The 17,097-nt window shown below is 73.0% G+C and carries 15 protein-coding genes; 7 read left to right on the forward strand and 8 right to left on the reverse strand.

Annotated features, from left to right (window positions below):
- The first annotated feature begins 42 nt into the window (after nucleotides 1-42).
- Nucleotides 43-1,455 carry a glutamate decarboxylase gene (gene gad / locus AC0ZLC_RS22030; RefSeq protein ID WP_476753662.1) on the forward strand — a complete coding sequence of 471 codons (1,413 nt, stop codon included), beginning with the start codon at nucleotides 43-45 and terminating at the stop codon, nucleotides 1,453-1,455.
- Nucleotides 1,456-1,473: 18 nt separating this feature from the next.
- On the opposite strand, the gene AC0ZLC_RS22035 is transcribed toward gad, so the two are convergent.
- The 6 genes from AC0ZLC_RS22035 to AC0ZLC_RS22060 form a co-directional block, all read right to left on the reverse strand.
- Nucleotides 1,474-2,202 carry an ABC transporter permease gene (locus AC0ZLC_RS22035; protein ID WP_476753808.1) on the reverse strand — a complete coding sequence of 243 codons (729 nt, stop codon included), beginning with the start codon at nucleotides 2,200-2,202 and terminating at the stop codon, nucleotides 1,474-1,476.
- A 62-nt stretch (nucleotides 2,203-2,264) separates the two neighbouring features.
- Entirely contained in the window at nucleotides 2,265-3,218 is a 954-nt protein-coding gene (locus AC0ZLC_RS22040; protein WP_476753663.1) for an ATP-binding cassette domain-containing protein, read from the reverse strand.
- Between the two features lie 79 nt (nucleotides 3,219-3,297).
- Nucleotides 3,298-3,939 carry a PadR family transcriptional regulator gene (locus AC0ZLC_RS22045; protein WP_476753664.1) on the reverse strand — a complete coding sequence of 214 codons (642 nt, stop codon included), beginning with the start codon at nucleotides 3,937-3,939 and terminating at the stop codon, nucleotides 3,298-3,300.
- A gap of 48 nt (nucleotides 3,940-3,987) precedes the next feature.
- Complete coding sequence (locus tag AC0ZLC_RS22050) at nucleotides 3,988-4,536, reverse strand: DinB family protein (protein WP_476753665.1); 549 nt, start codon at nucleotides 4,534-4,536, stop codon at nucleotides 3,988-3,990.
- A 117-nt stretch (nucleotides 4,537-4,653) separates the two neighbouring features.
- The gene (locus tag AC0ZLC_RS22055; protein WP_476753666.1) at nucleotides 4,654-6,114 is read right to left on the reverse strand and encodes an aldehyde dehydrogenase family protein; all 1,461 of its coding nucleotides are present in this window, start codon (nucleotides 6,112-6,114) and stop codon (nucleotides 4,654-4,656) included.
- Between the two features lie 149 nt (nucleotides 6,115-6,263).
- On the reverse strand, nucleotides 6,264-7,088 hold the full coding sequence (locus tag AC0ZLC_RS22060) for a helix-turn-helix domain-containing protein (RefSeq protein WP_476753809.1): 825 nt from the start codon (nucleotides 7,086-7,088) through the stop codon (nucleotides 6,264-6,266).
- 336 nt (nucleotides 7,089-7,424) lie between these two features.
- On the opposite strand from AC0ZLC_RS22060, the gene AC0ZLC_RS22065 reads away from it, so the two are divergent.
- Complete coding sequence (locus AC0ZLC_RS22065; RefSeq protein WP_476753667.1) at nucleotides 7,425-7,934, forward strand: ATP-binding protein; 510 nt, start codon at nucleotides 7,425-7,427, stop codon at nucleotides 7,932-7,934.
- Between the two features lie 261 nt (nucleotides 7,935-8,195).
- Here the strand turns inward: AC0ZLC_RS22065 and AC0ZLC_RS22070 are convergent, their stop codons facing one another.
- Nucleotides 8,196-8,459 (reverse strand): DUF397 domain-containing protein, encoded by a 264-nt coding sequence (locus AC0ZLC_RS22070; RefSeq protein ID WP_476753668.1) that lies wholly within the window; start codon nucleotides 8,457-8,459, stop codon nucleotides 8,196-8,198.
- Between the two features lie 731 nt (nucleotides 8,460-9,190).
- On the opposite strand from AC0ZLC_RS22070, the gene AC0ZLC_RS22075 reads away from it, so the two are divergent.
- Together AC0ZLC_RS22075 and AC0ZLC_RS22080 are read left to right on the forward strand one after the other, a co-directional pair.
- Entirely contained in the window at nucleotides 9,191-9,697 is a 507-nt protein-coding gene (locus AC0ZLC_RS22075) for a hypothetical protein (protein WP_476753669.1), read from the forward strand.
- Nucleotides 9,698-10,019: 322 nt separating this feature from the next.
- Entirely contained in the window at nucleotides 10,020-10,550 is a 531-nt protein-coding gene (locus AC0ZLC_RS22080) for a DUF4232 domain-containing protein (protein WP_476753670.1), read from the forward strand.
- Between the two features lie 138 nt (nucleotides 10,551-10,688).
- On the opposite strand, the gene AC0ZLC_RS22085 is transcribed toward AC0ZLC_RS22080, so the two are convergent.
- Nucleotides 10,689-11,831: a DUF2786 domain-containing protein gene (locus AC0ZLC_RS22085; protein WP_476753671.1), complete on the reverse strand. Its 1,143-nt coding sequence runs from the start codon at nucleotides 11,829-11,831 to the stop codon at nucleotides 10,689-10,691.
- Between the two features lie 153 nt (nucleotides 11,832-11,984).
- Between AC0ZLC_RS22085 and AC0ZLC_RS22090 the strand changes: the two genes are divergently transcribed.
- From AC0ZLC_RS22090 to AC0ZLC_RS22100, 3 genes are all read left to right on the forward strand, one after another.
- On the forward strand, nucleotides 11,985-12,734 hold the full coding sequence (locus tag AC0ZLC_RS22090) for an ABC transporter ATP-binding protein (protein ID WP_476753672.1): 750 nt from the start codon (nucleotides 11,985-11,987) through the stop codon (nucleotides 12,732-12,734).
- Nucleotides 12,728-14,896, forward strand: coding sequence for an ABC transporter permease (locus AC0ZLC_RS22095; protein ID WP_476753673.1), 2,169 nt, complete (start codon nucleotides 12,728-12,730; stop codon nucleotides 14,894-14,896). Before AC0ZLC_RS22090 ends, AC0ZLC_RS22095 begins: the two co-directional genes overlap by 7 nt.
- 413 nt (nucleotides 14,897-15,309) lie before the next feature.
- Nucleotides 15,310-17,019 carry a bifunctional 3'-5' exonuclease/DNA polymerase gene (locus tag AC0ZLC_RS22100; RefSeq protein WP_476753674.1) on the forward strand — a complete coding sequence of 570 codons (1,710 nt, stop codon included), beginning with the start codon at nucleotides 15,310-15,312 and terminating at the stop codon, nucleotides 17,017-17,019.
- The last annotated feature ends 78 nt before the right edge of the window (nucleotides 17,020-17,097 follow it).

Raw genomic sequence — 17,097 nt, forward strand, 5'->3', positions numbered from 1 at the left:
CATCCGCACCCCCATCCGCAACCTCATCCGCACGGAGGCGACATGGCGCTCCACAAAGGCCCCGGACAGTCCGAATCCGGGGACCGTCCCCTGTACGTCAATCCCTTCTTCGGGCAGGCCAACCCGGTCAGCGAAATGATCGAGGCCCCGCCCAAGCACCGGCTCCCGGACGGCCCGCTGCCGCCGACCACGGCGTACCAGCTCGTCCACGACGAGCTCATGCTGGACGGGAACTCACGGCTCAACCTCGCCACCTTCGTCACCACCTGGATGGAACCCCAGGCCGGGGTGCTGATGGCGGACTGCCGCGACAAGAACATGATCGACAAGGACGAGTACCCGCGCACCGCCGAACTGGAGCGGCGCTGCGTGGCGATGCTGGCCGACCTGTGGAACGCGCCCGACCCGGCCGCCGCCGTGGGCTGTTCGACGACCGGGTCGAGCGAGGCGTGCATGCTCGCCGGGATGGCGCTCAAGCGGCGCTGGGCCCGGCGGAACGCGGACCGGTACCCCGGGGCCCGCCCGAACCTGGTGATGGGCGTGAACGTCCAGGTCTGCTGGGACAAGTTCTGCAACTTCTGGGAGGTCGAGGCGCGGCAGGTGCCCATGGAGGGCGACCGGTTCCACCTCGATCCGAAGGCGGCCGCCGAGCTGTGCGACGAGAACACCATCGGGGTGGTGGGCGTCCTCGGCTCCACCTTCGACGGGTCGTACGAGCCGATCGCCGACCTGTGCGCGGCACTCGACGAGCTCCAGGAGCGCACGGGCCTGGACGTCCCCGTCCATGTGGACGGCGCGTCCGGGGCGATGGTGGCGCCCTTCCTCGACGAGGACGTGGTGTGGGACTTCCGGCTGCCGCGGGTGTCGTCCATCAACACCTCGGGGCACAAGTACGGGCTGGTCTACCCCGGTGTCGGCTGGGCACTGTGGCGGGACAAGGAGACGCTGCCCGAGGAGCTCGTCTTCCGGGTCAACTACCTGGGCGGTGACATGCCGACCTTCGCCCTGAACTTCTCCCGGCCGGGCGCCCAGGTCGTGGCGCAGTACTACACGTTCCTGCGGCTGGGCCGCGAGGGCTACCGGGCCGTGCAGCAGACGACCCGGGACGTGGCCCGCGAACTCGCCGGGCGCGTCGAGGCCCTGGACGACTTCAGGCTGCTCACCCGGGGCGACGAGCTGCCGGTCTTCGCCTTCACGACGGCGCCCGGGGTGACGGCGTACGACGTCTTCGACGTGTCCCGGCGGCTGCGGGAGCGCGGCTGGCTGGTGCCCGCGTACACCTTCCCGCCGAACCGGGAGGACCTGTCCGTACTGCGCGTGGTGTGCCGCAACGGCTTCTCGATGGACCTCGCCGAGCTCTTCGTCGACGACCTGAGCCGGCTCCTGCCCGAACTGCGCCGGCAGCCGCGCCCGTCGACCCACGACAAGGGCACGGCCACCGGCTTCCACCACTGAGGCTCTCTCAGGACACCGTCAGCGGCTGAGGCGGGCGAACCTCCGCACCGCCAGCGGGAAGAACACCGCGAGCAGGGCGAGCGGCCAGGCGACGGCCGCCCAGACGTGGCCCGGCTCGCCGCCCGGGCCGCCGAGGAGGTCCCGTACCGCCGTCGCCGTCCGGGACATCGGGTTCCACTCGACCGCCGTGCCCAGCCAGCCGGGCATGGCGTCCGGGGTGGCGAACGCGTTGGAGAGGAAGCCCACCGGCCACACCAGGATCTGGACGGCCTGCACCATCTCGGGCCGGCCGGCCACCATCGCCAGCTGGATGCCGATCCACAGCATCGCGAACCGGAAGAGCAGCAGCAGGCCCATGGCCCCGAGGAAGGCGTCCGGGCCGCCGTGCGCGCGCCAGCCGATCGCGTACGCGACGCCGGTCAGCACGAGCAGGGCCAGCGCCGACTGGAGCATGTCGGCGGTCGAACGGCCGACGAGCACCGCGCCGTTGGCCATCGGCATCGTCCGGAACCGGTCGATGACCCCCTTGTTGAGGTCCTGGGTGACGGCGAGCATCGTGCCCTCCAGGCCGAAGGCCATGGTGAGCGCGAGCATGCCCGGGACCAGGTAGTCGACGTAGGCGCCCGCCACCTCCCGGCCGCCGCCGACCAGGTAGCCGAACATCAGCAGCAGCATCACGGGGAAGACCAGGCCGACGAGCACCTGCACCGGCTGCCGTGCCCAGTGGGCGAGTTCGCGGCGGGTCATGGTCCAGCAGTCGCTCAGGACGTGGGATCCGGTGCGGCTGCGGCCGGTCTCGTACGTCGTGCTCACGCGGCCTCCTTCGCGCGGTGGTCGCCGGCGGTGAGGTGCAGGAACACCTCGTCAAGCGTCGGCCGCCGCAGGGCGATGTCCTCGGCCACGATCCCCGCCTCCTCCAGGGCGCGTACGACCCCGGCGAGCGCCGCCATCCGGTCGGTGACCGGCGCGCTCAGCAGGCGCCGGTCCGTGTCCACCGAGACACCTTCGGCGGGGACGGGCAACAGGGCGACGGCCGCGCCCAGTTGGCCCCCGTCGCGCAGCACCACGTCGATGCGGTCGCCGCCGGTGCGGGCCTTCAGCTCGTCCGCCGTGCCGTCCGCGACGACCCGGCCCCGGTCGACGACGGAGACGCGGTCGGCGAGCTGGTCCGCCTCCTCCAGGTACTGCGTGGTGAGCAGGACCGTGGTGCCGCCGCCGACCAGGGACCGTACGGCCGCCCACACCTCGGCGCGTCCGCGCGGGTCGAGTCCGGTCGTCGGCTCGTCGAGGAACAGCACCTCCGGCTCGGTGATCAGGGACGCCGCCAGGTCGAGCCGGCGGCGCATTCCGCCGCTGTACCGCTTGACGGCCTTGCGTCCGGCGTCCGCGAGTCCGAAGCGCTCCAGCAGCTCGCCGGAGCGCACGCGCGCCCGGCGGGCGCCCAGGTGGTGGAGCCGCCCGAACAGCTCCAGGTTCTGCCCGCCCCCGAGCTCCTCGTCGAGCGCGGCGTGCTGGCCGAGCAGGCCGATCCGGCGCCGCACCCGGGCGGCCTCGCGCACCACGTCGCACCCGGCGACCGCCGCGCGCCCCCCGTCGGGCCGCAGCAGGGTGGTGAGCACCCGCACCGCGGTGGTCTTGCCCGCGCCGTTCGGGCCCAGCAGGCCGTGCACGGTGCCCCTGCGGACCGTCAGGTCCAGGCCGTCCAGCGCCGCCCTGTCCCCGTACCGCTTCCGTAGGCCCTCGACTGCGATCGCGTCGGTCATCCGGCTCCCTTCACCCCAGGTAGTCAAACTTGACCACTTCGGGAAAGGTAACGCGCGGAACTCCGTCCGTCAAACTTGACTAGTCGTGGTCCCCGGGGTGCGGGGTCCCCGTGGCGTACGGGTTCTCCTCGCCCTCCGCCAGCACCCCGACGAACGGTTCGCCCTCACCCGCGAAGGTGTACGCACCGCCCTCGACCCGTTGGATCAGCCCCCGGGTCCACTCGGCGTCGGCGTCGGCGGCAAAGACCCACAGGTTCATGATCTCGCCGATGTGGCCGAGCTGTCCGGGGCCGCCCTCGGGCACGTAGTGCTCGGTGACCGCGGAACGCCACGCCTCGATCCGGTGGATGCGCTCCTTCAGAAGCCCCACCGCCTCGTCCCGCGGCAGTTCGACCAGGAAGCCGACCGCCGCCGACTTCACGTCCATCTTCTGGTCGTACGACGTCAGGGACTCCCGCAGGAGCGCAAGGAACTCCTCCGTGCCGCGGTCCGTGATCTCGTACTCGGTGCGCGGCGGGCCGCCCGCCGTGGAGGGCGCGATCTCGTGGGCGTGCAGCAGCCCCTGCTTCGCCATCTGCTTGAGGGCGTGGTAGATCGAGCCGGGCTTGGCGTTGGACCACTCGTGCGCGCCCCAGTACTCCAGGTCGTTGCGCACCTGGTAGCCGTGGGCCCGCCCGTGCTGACGCACCGCGCCCAGCACGAGGAGACGGATCGCTGACATGGGGTCCAGGTTAGGACCCCGCTCTCCGCCACCCCGCGTCCGGGCCGCTCAGCCCCGGCCGCCGCCCCGTTCCTCGGCGACCAGCTCGAAGGCCGTCCTTCCGTCCAGGGACTCCCTGATGATGTCGGCGTGGCCGGCGTGCCGGGCCGTCTCGGAGATCAGCCGCAGCATCACCCAGCGCATGGAGACCCGCTCGTCCGGCGGGAACCAGGGGTCGTTCGGCAGCGGGAAGGTGTCGTCGAGGCTCGGCACCGAGCGGATGAACGCCTCGGTCCCGGCCGCGACCTCCTCCCAGTACGCGAGCACCGACTCGGTGGTCTCGTCCCCGGCCAGCACGAAGCACTCGTGCCAGTTCGACTCGTCGCGCCGGACGGCGGGACGCTCGCCCCTGGCGCGGGCGATCCAGCCCTGCTCGACCTCGGCGAGGTGCTTGGCCAGCCCGGCGAGGGACAGTTCGCTCGCGCTCGGCCTGCTCGTGGCCTGCTCCGCGGTGAGCCCGAGCAGGGCCCGCCTGATGGCGCCGCGCTCGCCCTCCAGGAAGGCGAGCAGCGCGCCGCGCTCGTCGCCGTGTGCTTCCGCGGAAACGTGAGTGACCATGAAGGGCCGCCTTTCGTGGATGCCGTTGCCGTTCTTTCCGACACCCCGAACGTACGGGCCCTTGCGGACACCTGCTGTCCGCAAGGGCCCGGTGCGGGCGAGAAGAACCGGAACGGATCAGAACGGGAAGAGGCTGCGCCCGTGCTGCACGGAGATCCACTTCTGCGTGGTGAAGGCCTCGACGGTCGCCTCGCCGTTCAGGCGGCCGACACCCGACTGCTTCTCGCCGCCGAAGGCGACCAGCGGCTCGTCGTGGACGGTGCCGTCGTTCACGTGGAACATGCCGGTGTCGATCCGCTTGGCGAAGGCGACACCGCGCTCCACGTCCGCCGTGTGCACCGCGCCGCTGAGGCCGTAGGGGGTGTCGTTCACGATGCGCACGGCCTCCTCCTCGCCGTCGAAGGGGACGAGCAGTGCCACCGGACCGAAGATCTCCTGGCGCAGGATGCCGGAGCCGGCGGGCAGGCCGGTCAGCACGGTCGGCTCGACGAGGTTGCCGGTGGTGGCGCCGCGCAGGAGCGCGGTGGCGCCCTCGGCGAGCGCCTGATCCACGACTCCCGTGAGCGCGTCCGCCTGCGAGGAGTTGATGACCGGGCCGATGACCGTCTGCGGGTCGCTCGGGTCCCCGGACTTCAGCCCCCTGACCTTGGTGACGAACTTCTCGGTGAACTCGGCCTCCACCGAACGGTCCACCAGGACGCGGTTGGCAGCCATGCAGACCTGGCCCTGATGCACGTACCGGCTGAAGACGGCCGCGTCCACGGCGTAGTCGATGTCCGCGTCGTCGAGCACCACCAGCGCGCTGTTGCCGCCGAGTTCGAGCACCGAGCGCTTGAACTGGGCGGCGCAGACGGTGGCGACGTGGCGGCCCACCTGGTCCGAGCCGGTGAAGGAGATGACCTTGGGGACCGGGTGCTCCAGGAAGGCGTCACCGATCTCGGCGATGTCAGTGATCACCACGTTCAGCAGACCGCCGGGCAGCCCCGCGTCCTCGAAGATCCTGGCCACCAGCGAACCGCCGACGACCGGGGTGTTCTGATGCGGCTTGAGGACGACGCCGTTGCCGAGCGCGAGGGCCGGCGCGACGGACTTCAGCGACAGCAGGAAGGGGAAGTTGAAGGGGCTGATGACGCCGACGACGCCGACCGGGACGCGGTAGACGCGGTTCTCCTTGCCGTCGACCGGCGAGGGCAGGATGCGCCCCTCGGGCCGCAGCGCGAGCTGGATCGACTCGCGCAGGAACTCCTTGGCGAGGTGCAGCTCGAAGCCGGCCTTGAGGTGGGTGCCGCCCAGCTCCGCGATGATCGCCTCGGTGATCTCCGGCTCGCGCTCCTCGATGATCCGCAGGGCGCGCTCGAAGACGGCACGGCGCGCGTACGGGTTGGTCGCGGCCCACTCCCTCTGGGCGCGCTGTGCCGCGCGGTACGCGTCGTCGACCTCGTCGACCGTGGCTATCGTGATCGACGCCAGCTTCTCGCCGTTGTACGGGTTGAAGTCGATGATGTCCCAGGAGCCGGTACCCGGGCGCCACTCGCCGTCGATGTACTGCTGTGCCAGGTCGGTGAAGTAGGACGACATGTGATCCCTCAATCCCAGGGCTGCCGAGGCAGACATCCGATCAACGTCTGATCACACGTCATCGTACTGGTGTATCAAGGGAGTTGAGGGACGCTCGGGACAGTCCGCGGGGACTCCGGGAGACCTCGCGGACGGCACCGCCGGCCGGGTCAGGAGAGCTGGAGGAGTCCCCTGAGCAGGTCGCGGCTCTCGGACGGTCCCGGGCTGTCCTGCTGGAGCTCCTTGAGCGCGCCCTCGTACTGGGTGACGTCCTCGCGCTTGTCCAGGTACAGGGCGCTGGTGAGCTGCTCCAGGTAGACGACGTCCGACAGGTCGGACTCCGGGAAGCTCAGGATGGTGAAGGAGCCGCTCTCGCCCGCGTGGCCGCCGAAGCTGAACGGCATGACCTGGATCTTGACGTTCGGCCGTTCCGACAGGTCGATCAGGTGCTGGAGCTGGCCGCGCATCACCTCGCGGTCGCCGTACGGGCGGCGCAGCGCGGCCTCGTCCAGGACGCAGTTGAACTCGGGGGCGCGCTCGGAGACGAGGTGCTTCTGGCGCTCCATGCGCAGGGCGACCCGCCGGTCGACGTCCGCGGCGCTCGCGCCCTTCATGCCGCGCCGGACGACCGCGTGCGCATACGCCTCGGTCTGCAACAGGCCGTGCACGAACTGGACTTCGTAGGAGCGGATGACGTGTGCCGCGCCCTCCAGGCCGACGTACGTCGGGAACCAGCTGGGGAGCACGTCCGAGTAACTGTGCCACCACCCCGCGACGTTGGCCTCCTTCGCGAGGGAGATGAGGGACGTGCGCTCGGCCTCGTCGGTGATGCCGTAGAGCGTCAGCAGGTCCTCGACGTCACGCGTCTTGAAGCTCACCCGTCCCAACTCCATGCGGCTGATCTTCGATTCGGAGGCGCGGATCGAGTAACCGGCCGCTTCCCGGGTGATCCCGCGCGCCTCCCGCAGACGCCTCAGGTGCGACCCCAGCAGCATCCGCCGCACGACCGAGCCGCTCGATTCACCAGCGCTCACGTTCGTCCGCCTCCCCAACCGTTCCCAGGAGCCGCAGTCTGCCACTAAAACACTTCGAGCTGTACTCGTCCGGTTACAGAAACGGAAAGGAACCGAAGGAGCCAGGCCGGAAAAGATCAGTGAAGGACAAACACGAGGGAATTGGAGAGGAGAAGAATTGTCCAGAAAGTCGTACGGATCGTACTAATTCGTGCGCGTGCACGTGCATCTGCCCTTGCATCTGCTGACCGCTTTCGGAACCATGGCTCCCGCGCCACCGCTGCATCGCCACGACCGCGAACCCCGGGAGTGCCTCGCATGGGGACGAATGGATCGACCATGCTCGAGCCGTTACGGCAGGGGCTTCCGCCGCTCGACCCGACGGCCGTGTCCGACGCCGCCTCGTGCGCCCTGCCCGCCCGCTACGAAGCGGTGCGCGAGGCACGGCAGTTCACCCACAGAACGCTCGACCAGTGGGACATCGGCGACCGCTTCGACGACGTCTGCCTGGTGGTCTCCGAACTGGTCACCAACGCGCTGCGGCACGCGCTGCCCGCGGACACGCCGCCGCGCCCCGGCGAGCAGGACCCGCCCGTACGGCTGCATCTGATGCGGTGGACCACGCGTCTGGTGTGCGCCGTGCGCGACCCCAGCGGCGAGAGTCCCGCCGCGCGCGACTCGGACGACGCGGCGGAATCGGGACGCGGCCTGTTCCTGGTCGACTCGTTCGCCGACGGCTGGGGCTGGCATCCGCTCGCGGGCAGACTCAGCGGCAAGGTCGTGTGGGCGCTGTTCCGGTTGCCACCCGCCGGGGCCACGACGGAGTGAGGGACCGCGGCGCTTTTCGGCGCCGCGGTTCTACGCGCGTCACTGTACGTTGTTCAACCGTTACGGAAAGTTAGGCGGGTGGGTGGGCTCGGGTCGGCCCTGCGGGCGTCCCGAGCGGGCGATTCTCTGCGGGCGACCGTGCCGGCGTTTCGAGCGGACGTCTCCGGAACGGCCGTGCGGGCCTTCCGGGCGGGCGGCTTCAGGTCGGCCGTGCGGGCCTTCCGAGCGGGCGGCTTCAGGCCGGCCGTGCGGGCGTTGCCTTCAGGCGCCCGCTATCAGGTGATCGAACTCGCCGTCCTTGACACCCAGCAGCATGGCCTCGATCTCGGCGCGCGTGTAGACGAGCGCGGGCCCCTCGGGGAAGCGCGAGTTGCGCACCGCCACCTCACCGCCGGGCAGCCGCGCGAACTCCACGCAGGAACCCTGCGAGTTGCTGTGCCTGCTCTTCTGCCAGTTCACCCCATGCAGCGCCGTGGCCGCCATGCCGTTGTACACGTCGTCCACGTCGCACACGTCGTGGTCCACAGGTCGCTCCCCGGGTGGTGCATTGGCTGATGTGGCCATTGATGCAGTGGTCAACTGTTCCGGATCATAGCTTTGTTCATGTGCAGATGCATGGGCATATGCACGTGCACGCCGGGTGGTGACCCGGTTACAGCTTTTACCGGTTCTTGACTACTGCGCGCTGTCCCCGCGACTACAGCCCGTCCAGATCCCGCCCGAGAGGACACGGCACCCGCGACCGCCCGGCCCCCGCCCGTGATCTTCCACGCCCTCGTCCGCGCGGGGTTGTCCGGGTCGAATCCCTCGTGCACTAGGAAGAGACGCGTGCCGCGGCGTTCCTGTTCCACTGTCCGCGTGAAGGTCCGGACCGCGGGACCGGCGGGACCGGTCCCGGCCCGCTCGACGCACGGCGTCGGCCGCTCCCCCGGTGCGAGAACGTGCACGTCGGCCACGCCGCAGACGTCGGCGTCCGGCGTGGGACGGAGGTCAGGGGCATCGGGCCAAGGCCTTCGGCCGAAAGTTTTCGGAGCCCGGCGAGTGCTCGTCCACGGTTCGGCCGCCCGGCGGCCGAACCGTGGACGAGCACTCCCGCTGCTGTCCGCGCGCCTTCGGCTCTCCCGGGTCGACCCGCGTGAGCAAGCGCACGCCGGTTTCCACCCCGGGGTCCGCACGTCCTCCTGGTAGCTTGCTGCGGTCGTTCCGGCGACCTCAGTGATCATTTTGATCATCCGCCCACCCATGGGGGACTTCCAGTGACTTCGGCGACCTTCCCGCGCCGGCGGGTACAGAGCGCGGCCGCGGCCGCGGGACTGGCGGCGGCACTCGTGCTGACCGCCTGCAGCAGCGACGGCGACGGCGGTTCGGAGAAGGACTCCGCCACCTCCGCGAGTCCGTCCTCGACCGCCGGTGCGGACGGGGACACCGGGGGCTCAGGAAGTACGTCCTCCGCGGGGAAGCTGGAGGGCAGCTGGCTGGCCACGACGGACGGCAAGGCGGTGGCCCTGGTCGTCCACGGCAAGGAGGCCGGGCTGTTCGCCACCGGCGGCACCATGTGCACCGGCACCGCGGGCAAGGAGGCGGGCATGCGGATGATCCACCTGAAGTGCCCGGACGGCTCCGCCAAACGCTCCGACGGCATGGTCGAGTCCGTCGGCTCCACGACCCTGAAGGTCAAGTGGGAGGGCGGCCTCCAGGAGACGTACCGCAAGGCCGAGGGCGGAAAGCTGCCCACCGCTCTGCCGACGGCGGGCGGCTCCTGAGCTTCGCCGGGGGCGGGCGCCGGGTGGCTTCCGGGCAGGCGACGCCGACGGGCCGGTCATGCTTGTCGGGCCGCGGCATTCCTCGGGGTGCCGCGGCCCTACGCCGTTCCCGGGAGAACGGCGTGACGGCGGGGGCGTGACACGAGCGTGGACCGGACCGTCGTGACGGCGGGGGCGCGACACGGACATGGGCCGGACCGTCGTAACGGCGGGGGCGCGACACGGACATGGACCGGCCCCTCGTAACAGCGGGGACGCGACACGGACGTGGAGTGGTTTGCGCGATGATCCATGTGCACCGTCACGACTTCAAGGGGAACCCATGCGCGCCCTTCCGATCGCCGTCACCGTTCTCGCGGCGGCACTCACGCTGACCGCCTGCGACGACAGCGGCACCAACGACGCCGACACCAAGCCCTCCGCGGCCTCCGGCGCCTGCACCGCCGACCAGGTCGGTGTGGAGGTCGGCCCCGGCAACGCCGCCCCCGCCGCCGGGGACACCGGCAACATCCCGGTCACCGTCACCAACCAGGGCCCCGGCGACTGCTCCGTGCGGGGCTTCCCGGAGGTCGGCCTGCACAACGGCTCCGACTCCTGGACCGTCGCCCCGCAGGAGGGAGCGAACCCGGTGAAGGTGAAGCTGAAGGCGGACGAGGCCGCGACCTTCACGATCACGTACGTACGGGGGCCCGAGGGCGACTCCGCGAAGAGTGCCGACGTGAAGACCGTCAGGATCGGCCTGCCGGGCGCGACGGCCGCGAAGTCCTTCCCGTGGGAGTACGGCCCGGTCGCCCTCCGCGGCAAGAGCGAGCCGGACACGTCGGTGAGCCCGTTCCAGACGGCGGGCGACTGAGTCCGGGCCCGGGGCCGTCCGGACCGGGGGCAGCCGGGCCGACGTCGTTCCGGTCCGTCGCCGCGGTGGCGGAACCCGGTCCCGACGAGGGCCGGTTCACCCCCGTCGCGGCCGCCCCCGGCCGGCCCCCGAGCCGGCTCACCCCAGCCGAGGCCGGGCCCTGACCTGGGCCTCGTCCGCCGCGGCGGCGCCCTCGTGCCAGCCGGCGGCGTCGGTGACGCCGCGCAGGCGGGTGGTGACCGTGCGCGGGAACATGTCGTCCACCCGGTCCGCGACCGCGACGTCGCGCGCCGCGAGGACCGGCAGCAGCTCGCCCGCCGAGTCGGCCACCTGCCCCTCGGCTGCCGCCGCGAGCCGGTCGCCGATCCGGTGCGCGTACGCGGCGAGGAAGGACTGCCGGAAGGTCTTCGTGCGCTTGCGGCCCCCCGCCCGCTGGGCCGCCTCCGCCCTGGTCATGGCCACCGTGGCCTGCACGAGCAGGGAGGTGTGGAGCAGCTCGACCGCCTCCAGGTCGGCCTCGAAACCGACGACGGTGGAGAAGCCGAGGTCGTCGTTCCACACCGCGCGGCAGCGGTTCGCCCGGGCCACCGCGTCCAGCAGCACCGCCTTGGCCGTCTCGTACGGCGTCTCGATCCCGATCCGGCAGGCGCCCGGCGCGTCCTTGGCGTGCGTGCGGGCGGCGAGCAGCGCCTCGTCGATGCTGTGCCGCGCCATCAGCTCCTGCGCCTTGGCGCTCAGTGCCTCCGCCTCCTCCGGGAAGCCGGTCGCCTCCGCCTTCGCGAGCAGCGCGCGGATCCTGCCGAGCATGCGGGAGTCCTGGGAGGCCCGCCCGGCGTCCCTGGGGGCGCCCTCCCGGGGTGCGTCGAGCGGCTCGATGGACGGGAGCCGCAGCAGCAGCCGGTACAGCTCCAGCACGGCGGTCGCGTATGAGAAGCGGTCGGTGCGCGGGGCACGCGCCTCGTCCGCGAGGTCGTCGAGCTGTGCCGCCCACCGCGGTCCCCGGCCGGCTTCCTCCCGCCGCTTCGACTGCGCCATGATCAGCTCCGCCACCAGGCGCACGTGCACGCCGTCCAGCCGGCGGCGCACCATGCGTACGACGTCCGCGGGCTGCCAGCCGCGACGCCAGGCGGCGGCGACGAACTCCTCGCCCCGCCGGGTGAGTTCGGCGTCACAGGCGGGGTCGGCCGCGAGCAGCGAGGCCCCGGTGTCGAGGGCGGCGTCGGTGTCGGCGTAGAGGGCCTCGAAGGCGCGCTCCACGGTGCCGGGCGTACTGCTGGTCATGCACCGATCGTGCCACGGCCGGCGGGAGGGGCCCGCCCTGGCCTGCGGGGACAGTCTTGGCCCCGGGGGTGGGGCGGGGTAGGCCCGGCCCCACCCCGGGGACGCCCGCTGGTGGTCGTGTGCGCGGGGCCGGCGGACGGTTCGCTGGGAGGCATGACCACCACAGCCGTACGTATCCGATCCCTGCGCCGCCACTACGGCGCCGTCACCGCCCTGGACGGGGTGGACCTCGACTTCGCCGCCGGGACCTTCACCGCCGTGATGGGGCCGTCGGGGTCGGGCAAGTCGACGCTGCTGCACTGCGCGGCGGGCCTGGACCGGCCGACCTCCGGGACGGTGACCGTGGCCGGGGTGGAGCTGGCGGCACTGAGCGAACGGCGGCGGACGCTGCTGCGGCGGGAGCGGATCGGGTTCGTGTTCCAGTCCTTCAATCTGCTGCCGTCCCTGTCCGCCGCGCAGAACGTGGCGCTGCCGCTCCGGCTGGCCGGGCGCCGTCCGTCGCGGAGTGCGGTGCGCGAGGCGCTGGACCGGGTGGGGCTGGCGGAGCGGGCCGGGCACCGTCCGTCGCAGCTGTCGGGCGGCCAGCAGCAGCGGGTGGCCCTCGCGCGGGCGCTGATCACCCGCCCCGACGTCCTCTTCGGCGACGAGCCGACGGGCGCCCTGGACACCACGGCCGGCCGCCAGGTCATGCTGCTCCTGCGGGAGCTGGTGGACCGTGAGGGACAGACGACCGTGCTGGTCACCCACGACCCGGTGGCCGCCTCGTATGCGGACCGGGTGGTGTTCCTGGTCGACGGCCGGGTGAGCGGCGAGCTGTCGGCGCCCTCGGCGGGAGACGTCGCCGCGCGTCTGATGCGGCTGGAAGGCCCGCGCGGCGCGGCGCCGGCGGGTGCACCGTGCTGACCTGGTCGTCCCTGCGTACGCGCGGGGTGTCGCTGCTCGGTTCCTTCGTCGCCGTGGCGCTCGGGGTCGCGGTGGTGGCGGCGATGGGCCTCGGTCTGGCCGCGACGCTGGACGCCCCGGTGCGCGAGCCGCAGCGCTTCGCCGGCTCGCCCGTCGTGGTCATGGGGCAGGACACGCTCACGGTGGAGGTGCGGCGCGGACCGGGCACCGCGTCCGTGTCGAGGAGACTGGCGCATCCACACCCTGTGGATGGCGATCTGGTGCGCCGACTGCGCGAGTTGGGGACCGTCCGGACCGACGGCGCGGCCCGGGACGCGGTGGGCGTCGACGCGCCGGCCGCCGCCGTGCGCGCGGTCGTTCGCGAGGCCGCGCCGCCGGACGGGGCCGCCGACGGGGCCGGGTCCGGCCGGGTGCGGGTACTGACGGGTGACGACCGCCGGCTGGCCGATCCCGCGACGGCACGGGACACCGAGGCACTGGTCGCGGTCAACTCGCTGCTCGGGACGGCCGCCGGGGTCACGGGCTTCGTCTCGGTCTTCGTGACGGCGTCCACGTTCGCCTTCGTCGCGGCCCTGCGGCGGCGGGAGTTCGGGCTGCTGCGGCTGGCCGGGGCGACACCGGGACGGGTGCGCCGGCTGCTGCTCGGCGAGGCGCTCGCGGTCGGCGTCGCGGCCTCGACGGCGGGGTGCGCGCTGGGGGCGTGGGGGGCACCGCGGCTGGTGCGGGCGCTGGTGGAGGGCGGGATGGCCCCGCCGTGGTTCGCGCTGCGGGGGACGACGTACTGGCCGTACGAAGCCGCTTGCTGCACGGGGCTGTTGGTGGCCGTCACCGGTGCGTGGGCCGCCTCCCGCCGGGCGGGCCTGACCTCTCCCGTGGAGGCGTTGCGCGAGGCGGCGGTGGACCCGGGGGTGCTGCCGTGGCCGCGGCGGGTCCTCGGCCTCGCCCTGCTGGCGTGCGGACTCGGCCTGCTGGCCTGGAAGCTCGGCTCCGGCCCGGCCGAACTGCTGAAGCGCAAGACGTACACGACCCAGCCGATGATCCTGGCCACCGCGGTGGCCGCGCTGGCACCCGTGCTGGTCCGCCCGCTCGCGGGCCTGGCCCGGCTGCCCGGCGCGAGCGGCCTGCTGATCCGCGAGAACGCGCGCGCCTCCGTGCGGCGGACGTCGGCCGTGGCCGCTCCGGTCCTGGTGACCGTCGCGCTGGCGGGCTGCCTGCTCGGGTCGGCACAGACCGTCACCGCGGCGAAGGCGCGGGAGGCCGGCCAGGGGACGAGCGCCCGATTCGTCGTGACCGGCGACGACTTGACGCCGGTCCGGGTCGCGGGGGCGACGGTGTCGGGCACCGCGTCCACGGCGGTGTTCGTACGGGAGGAGGGCACCTCGCTGATCCGGTCGGACGCACGGGCGGTGACGGACGTGCGCGCGTTCGCGTCCGTCGCGCGGCCTCCGGTGGTGGCGGGGGACGTACGCGATCTCGACGACCGCTCCATCGTCGTGAACGAGGAGTGGGAGCGGCACGAAGTGGGTTCCGTGGTCCGGGTGTGGCTCGGCGACGGGCGGCCGGCCCGGCTGCGTGTCGCCGCGGTCCTGGCCCGGGGCACGGGGAACAACGGCGCCTACGTGACCAGGGCGAACGCTCCGCGGGCCGCCGTCGACCGGCTCGATGTGCGGGTCGGGCGCGGCGCGGATCCGGCGGCGGTCGCGGCTGCCCTGCGGGCGTCCGGTTCCGGCGGGCAGGTGCGCACGACGGCGGCCTGGCTGGCCGCCACCCATCCGCGCACCAGCCCGCAGACCCGGCTCGGACTGCTCGTCGTGCTCGGTATCGCCCTCGTGTACGCGGGCATCTCACTCGCCGGCACCCTGCTGATGGCGACCTGTGCCCGAGGCCAGGAGCTGCGCTTCCTGCGGCTGGCGGGAGCCACCCGGGCGCAGGTGCTGTGCGTGGTGGCGGGTGAGTCGGCGCTGGGAGTCGCCGTGGGCGCCGTCCTCGGCCTGGCCGTCACCGCCGTGACCCTCACCGGGCTGGCCGCGGCCCTGGGCCGCCTGTCGGCACCGGTGGTGGTCACGGTCCCGTGGGACCTGCTGGGCGGGTGCGCGGGGGCGTGCCTGGTGGTCGCGGTGGGGGTGTCGGCGGCGGGGGCGACGGTGGCGGGGCGTCGGTAGCGGGGGCGACGGTGGCGGGGGCGACGGCGGCGGGGCGACGGTGGCGGGGGCGACGGCGGCGGGGCGACGGTAGCGGGGGCGACGGCGGCGGGGCGACGGTGGCGGGCGTCGGTGGCGGGCGTCGGTGGCGGGGCCGGGGAGTCGCGGCGCCCTCGCGCGCAACTCCCCTCCCGTGACGCGGTGGTGGCGACGAGGCCGGGTATGACGGGCGGTGCCACCGGCTGCTGCGCCCCACCGGGCAACCGCCCGACGAGGATGAACGGTCCCCTCGTACGCGGCCGCCGTTCTCGTGCTCCGGCAGGGCCAGGAGGATCCGCTCGTGGCGACGTGGTGGTGGCCCGGTCGGCGGGGTACGAACGCCGCGCGGTCCGCGCGGAACGCCGATGTCAGACCCCCCTGCGACACTCGCAGACATGACGGACCGGTGGGCTCTCGCGCCGGCCGAGGACGGCGGCGTCGAAGTCGCCGCCCTCGGCCGGGACGGGCTGCCCGCGGGCCCGGTCCGTCGGGAGGCGGATCTCGTCGAGGCCGTGCGCGCACGGCCGGACGTGGTCCGCTGGGTGTGGCGGTCGACGGCCGAGGTGTATCCGCATCTGCTCGCCACGGGGGTGCGAGTCGAGCGGTGCTACGACATCGAGGCCGCCGAGACCCTGCTGCTCGGCCACGAGGGTCGCCTCGGTGAACCCCGGTCGGCGGCCGCCGCACTGGCCCGGCTGCACGGCGGGCCCGTACCGCGGGACCCTCCGCAGCGCTCCGCCGAGCCGGGCGCGCAGTCCTCCCTCTTCGAACCGCGCCGTGCGCACGTACCCCTCCGGGACCTCCTTGAGGTCTACGCGGACCAGCAGCGCCGCCACGACGCGGCGGAGCACCCGGAGCGGATGCGGCTGCTGACCGCCGCCGAGTCGGCGGGGATGCTGGTGGCCGCCGAGATGAACGGGGCGGGGCTCCCGTGGAGCGCGGACGTCCACCGCGAGGTACTGCACGAAATGCTCGGCGAGCGGTACGCGGGCGGCGGCGAGCCCCGCCGCCTGGCCGAGCTCGCGGACGAGGTGTCGGCCGCGTTCGGCCGCCGGGTCCGCCCCGACCTGCCGGCCGACGTCGTCAAGGCCTTCGCCCAGGCCGGGATCAAGGTCAGATCCACCAGACGGTGGGAGATCGAGTCCCTCGACCACCCGGCCGTGAAGCCGCTCGTCGAGTACAAGAAGCTGTACCGCATCTGGGTCGCCCACGGCTGGTCCTGGCTCCAGGACTGGGTCAGGGACGGCCGCTTCCGTCCCGAGTACCTGCCGGGCGGCACGGTCACCGGCCGCTGGGTGACCAACGGCGGCGGCGCCCTGCAGATCCCCAAGGTGATCCGCCGCGCGGTCGTCGCCGACCCGGGCTGGCGGCTCGTCGTGGCCGACGCCGACCAGATGGAACCGCGCGTGCTGGCGGCGATCTCCCGCGACCCCGGCCTGATGGAGGTCGCGGGACGCGAGAGCGACCTGTACCAGTCGGTGTCCGACCGCGCCTTCGCCGGCGACCGTGCCCAGGCCAAGCTCGCCGTGCTGGGCGCGGTGTACGGACAGACGTCAGGCGACGGCCTGAAGAACCTCGCCCTGCTGCGCCGCCGCTTCCCCAAGGCCGTCGCGTACGTCGACGACGCGGCGCGGGCGGGCGAGGAGGGGCGCCTGGTGCGTACGTGGCTGGGGCGGACGTGCCCCCCGGCGGCCGGGTCCGGCGAGGACTCCACGGAGGAGGCCGGCATCCCGCAGGACGACCCGGCGGACCCCGCCGACACCGCGAGGAGCACCGCCGACCAGGCCTGGGTCCCGGGTTACGCCTCCAGCGACTCCCGCGCCCGCGGCCGGTTCGCGCGCAACTTCGTCGTCCAGGGCAGCGCCGCCGACTGGGCCCTGCTGGTGCTCGCCGCCCTCCGCCGCACGTGCGCCGGCCTGGCCGCCGAACTCGTCTTCTTCCAGCACGACGAGGTGATCGTCCACTGTCCCGCCGAGGAGGCCGACACGGTGGTCACCGCGATCCGCGAAGCGGCGGAACTGGCGGGCAGGCTCACGTTCGGGGAGACCCCGGTCCGCTTCCCGTTCACCACGGCGGTGGTGGAGTGCTACGCGGACGCGAAGTGACGTCGGCCGGCGCCTCGTCACCCCTCCCCCAGCAGCACCCCCCTCAGCTCATTCCGGTCGTCGGAGGTGGGCGACCGG

Source organism: Streptomyces sp. GLSS-08 (assembly GCF_056387915.1).